The sequence below is a fragment of the Streptomyces sp. MnatMP-M17 genome (assembly GCF_900091995.1).
GTDB lineage: Bacteria > Actinomycetota > Actinomycetes > Streptomycetales > Streptomycetaceae > Streptomyces.
The window spans coordinates 1-3,970 of sequence record NZ_FMDK01000275.1 but is presented as its reverse complement, the minus strand read 5'-3'; the positions used below and the strand labels follow the sequence as shown (position 1 = coordinate 3,970).

Below are 3,970 nucleotides of genomic sequence, written 5' to 3'. Positions count from 1 at the left end.
GGCGGAGGAGGGAGGCGACGCGGAGCGTCGTTGACCGACGACAACGCGGCGAGGCGCGGCACCAGGGCACGCGAGCCCGGCAAGATCCAAACGAGAGGCCCTAAGGCCCGTCCTCCGGCCCGCCGGGCGGGCGGCGGCAAGCACCGCCCGTTGGGTGTGCAGAATCTGGCCGGGTGGCTCTTCTCCACTCCCTTTCTGGTGCTGTTCGCCGTCTTCATGGCCTTCCCGATCGTCGCCACGCTCGCCATGAGCTTCACCGACTTCGGGCTGCGCGATGTGACGGATCCGTTCTCCGCGGATTTCGTCGGCTTCCGGAACTACACCGAGCTGTTCGGTGACGAGAAGTTCCTCAAGTCCCTGTTCAACACGGCGTACTTCGTGGTCGTCGGCGTACCGCTCACCATCGGCGCGGGACTCGCCGCCGCCGTTCTGCTGAACAGCGGTATCGACCGGGCACGTACCATCTTCCGGGTCGGCTTCTACGCACCGGTGGTGACCAGCATCGTCGCGGTCGCCGTCGTCTGGCGCTTCGTCCTCGACCCGTCCGACGGACTGATCGCGGGCCTGGCCTCCGAAGTCGGGCTCACCGGACCGGACTTCCTCGGCTCCGAGGCGCTCGCCATGCCCTCGCTGATCCTTATGGCGGTCTGGCGCAATCTCGGCACGGTCATGGTGCTCTTCATCGCCGGTCTCCAGGCCGTCCCCACCGGCGTACGGGAGGCGGCGCGGCTGGACGGCGCCGGTGCCTGGCAGGAGTTCCGCCGGATCACCCTCCCGCTGCTGCGGCCCACCACGCTCTACGCCACGGTGATCACCACGATCGGCTATCTCAATGTCTTCGAGGAGCCGTTCGTGATGACGCAGGGCGGGCCCTCGGACAGCACGCTCACCGTCTCCCTGAACATGTACCGCCAGGGCTTCAGCTTCTTCCACATGGGCTATGCGAGCGCCATGGCGTATGTGCTCTTCGTCGTGATCATGGGCATCACCGTGCTCCAGCTCCGTCTGCTGAAGGACAACACGAAATGAGCGCCGCACACACGCCGCCCCAGACCCCGGCCTCGCCGACCCCGACCGCATCCAAGGCCTCCGCGTCGGCCGGACGCGGCGGCGCGCGCACCGAGCGGCTCAAGAGGCCCGGTGCCTATGTGCTGCTGTCGCTCGGGCTGCTGGTCATGGCCACGCCGTTCCTCTGGATGGCGCTCTCCGCCTTCAAAACCGACCGTGAGCTGCGGGCCAGTCCTCCGGTCTGGATTCCCACGGAGTGGACGCTCGATCACTTCACCCGACTGCTGGACCGGCTGGACCTGCCGCTCCACTTCTTCAACTCCATGGTCGTCGCCGTGCTGGTGACCGTCTCCAATCTGGTGTTCTGCTCGATGCTCGGCTACGCCCTGGCCAAGCTGCGCTTCGCGGGCCGGAACAAGGTCTTCGCCCTGGTGCTCGGCGCGCTCATGGTGCCGGGCAATCTGATGCTGCTGCCGCTCTTCGTCCTGATGAGCAAGTTGCATCTGATCGATTCGTACGCGGGTCTCGTCCTCCCGTTCGCCGCCGGAGCCTTCGGTGTCTTCCTGATGCGCCAGTTCATGCTCTCGGTCCCGGACGAACTCCTCGAAGCGGCCCGGCTGGACGGCGCGGGCGAGTGGTACATCTTCTGGCGGATCGTGATGCCGCTGGTCAAGCCCGCGCTGGCGACACTCGCGATCCTCACCTTCCTCAGTTCGTGGAACAACTTCGTCTGGCCGCTGATCGCCACCAACGATCCGGGCAAATACACACTCCCGGTGGCCCTCGCGACCTTCGCCACCGACCCGAACCAGTCCTCGGGCTCCAACGGGATGCTGATGGCCGGCTCCTTCCTGATCGTGCTGCCGGTGCTGCTCGTCTTCCTCGTACTCCAGCGGTACTTCACCCAGGGCATCGCCACGGCCGGTCTCAAGTAACGGCCTGCGCCCGCCGCGCCCGTACCTCCGGCGGCTCGCGTTCGCCGCCGTACACACACGCACCTCCACACGCACCTCCACACCCCCCTCTACCAGAAGGTTTGTACTTCCATGACCGAAAAGTCCGCCGCTCGCGCCGACTGGGAGTCACGCATCGGGAAGCCCAGCGACGAGCGGCTCACCGGCATCGGGAAGCTTCCGGCTCCGCTCGGTCTGTCCGCCGAGGACGGCACCGGCCATGTGCTGCTGACCTGGCGGCCGGTGGCGGGAGCGCTCGGCTATCTGGTGCACCGCGCCGACTCCGCCGAAGGGCCCTTCGAGCCGCTCGACCATCTCGGCGGCGATGTCCTCGCCGTACCGCATCCGCCGTACGCCGACACCCTCGTCCAGCCCGGCCGCGGCTATTTCTACAAGGTCGCCACCTGGTCCGACGGCGGAGCCGGTGAGCTGTCGGAGGCCGTGCCCGGCTCACCCAGGGCCGCGGGCTCGCGCCCGGCCGAGGTCACCGTGGCGGTGGACGCCGCCGCGCCGGCCACCGAACTGCCGGGCGTCTGGAACCGGATGATCGGCGCCGAGCACTTCTCCCTGCTCACCTGGGAGAAGCCCGGCGCGGGCGGCTCCGATGTGGCGAAGGAGTACGGCGAGGCGCTGGCCATCGTCCGCGACGAGATCGGCGTACGGTCCGTGCGCGCGCACGGCACCTTTCTGCCGGAGACCGTGACCGTCCGGGACGACGGCTCCTTCGACTTCTCCGGCCTCGACGCGGTGTACGACCGTTTCCTGGCCACCGGTCTGCGGCCCGTCGTGGAACTCTCCTTCATGCCGAGGGAGCTCGCCTCCGATCCCGGCTACACCGTCTTCGGCTACAAGGCCCTGGTCTCCACACCCGAGCGATGGGAGCGATGGGGCGATCTCTGCCGCGAGCTGACCGTCCATCTCCAGGAGCGGTACGGCCGCGACACCGTCGCCGGCTGGGAGTTCGAGGTCTGGAACGAGCCCAATCTGGAGGTGTTCTGGAACGGCACCCAGGACGACTACCACCGGCTCTACGAGACCGCCGTACGCGCCGTGAAGGGCGTGGACGAGCGGATCCGGGTCGGCGGGCCCTCCTCCGCCGCGGCCGGCTGGGTCGGCGCGCTGCTGGAGTACTGCCGGGAGCGCGATGTCCCGGTCGACTTCGTCTCCACCCATACCTATGGCAACGCCCCGCTGGACTTCCGTCCGATGACCCGCGCCTTCGCCGCCGCGACCGGCAGGCCCGAGCCGGAGATCCTCTGGACCGAATGGGGCGTCACGCCCACGCACTTCCACCGTGTCAGCGACTCCGTCTTCGCCGCGCCCTTCGTGCTGCGCGGGATGAAGAGCGCGCTGTCGTCCACCGACTGTCTCTCCTACTGGGTCGCCTCGGACCAGTTCGAGGAGCTGGGCTGGCCGCCTCGGCTCTTCCACGGCGGTTTCGGACTGCTGACCGTCGGCAATCTGCGCAAGCCGCGCTTCTGGGCGCTGTATCTCCTCTCCCGGCTGGCCGGCGGCCGGATTCCCGTGGCCGTCACCGGCGACGGCGCGGAAGGGCTCGTGGAGTCCCTCGCCACCCGGGCCGAGGACCGCTCGACCGTGGACGTGCTGCTCTGGAACGGCACGCTCGACCAGTCCAAGCTCGACGGCGCCACCGTGCTCGACCGCGCCGTGACCGTACGGATCGGCGGGCTGGAGCCGGGCGCCGTCCATACCGTCGAGTCGCACCGGGTCGATGGACGGCACGGCGACATCCGGGCCGTCTGGCAGGACCTGGACGGCGGCGACTGGCCCGACGAGCAGCAGTGGGCGAAGCTGCGCGCCGCCGACCGGCTGCCCGCGGAGGAGCTCGCGCCCGTCACCGCGGACGCCGACGGCACCGCCGCGCTGACCGTCGATCTTCCCAACCCGGGCATCCGCTTTCTGCGTTTCACGCGCGTCTGATCCGCGCTTAGGGCCTCTCGTTTGGATCTTGCCGGGCTCGCGTGCCCGCAGTGACATCAGCCGCTGCC

General features: G+C 68.9%; 3 protein-coding genes. All 3 read left to right on the top strand.

Annotated elements, in window-relative coordinates; all coding sequences use genetic code 11:
- The first annotated feature begins 84 nt into the window (after positions 1 to 84).
- The 3 genes from GA0115259_RS13125 (at position 85) to GA0115259_RS13115 (ending at position 3,902) form a co-directional block, all read left to right on the top strand.
- Positions 85 to 1,029, top strand: a complete 945-nt coding sequence (locus tag GA0115259_RS13125; RefSeq protein ID WP_093595520.1) for a carbohydrate ABC transporter permease — start codon at positions 85 to 87, stop codon at positions 1,027 to 1,029.
- Complete coding sequence (locus GA0115259_RS13120; protein WP_093595517.1) at positions 1,026 to 1,943, top strand: carbohydrate ABC transporter permease; 918 nt, start codon at positions 1,026 to 1,028, stop codon at positions 1,941 to 1,943. Before GA0115259_RS13125 ends, GA0115259_RS13120 begins: the two co-directional genes overlap by 4 nt.
- Positions 1,944 to 2,054: 111 nt before the next feature.
- Positions 2,055 to 3,902, top strand: a complete 1,848-nt coding sequence (locus GA0115259_RS13115) for a GH39 family glycosyl hydrolase (RefSeq protein ID WP_093595514.1) — start codon at positions 2,055 to 2,057, stop codon at positions 3,900 to 3,902.
- Positions 3,903 to 3,970 lie beyond the last annotated feature (68 nt).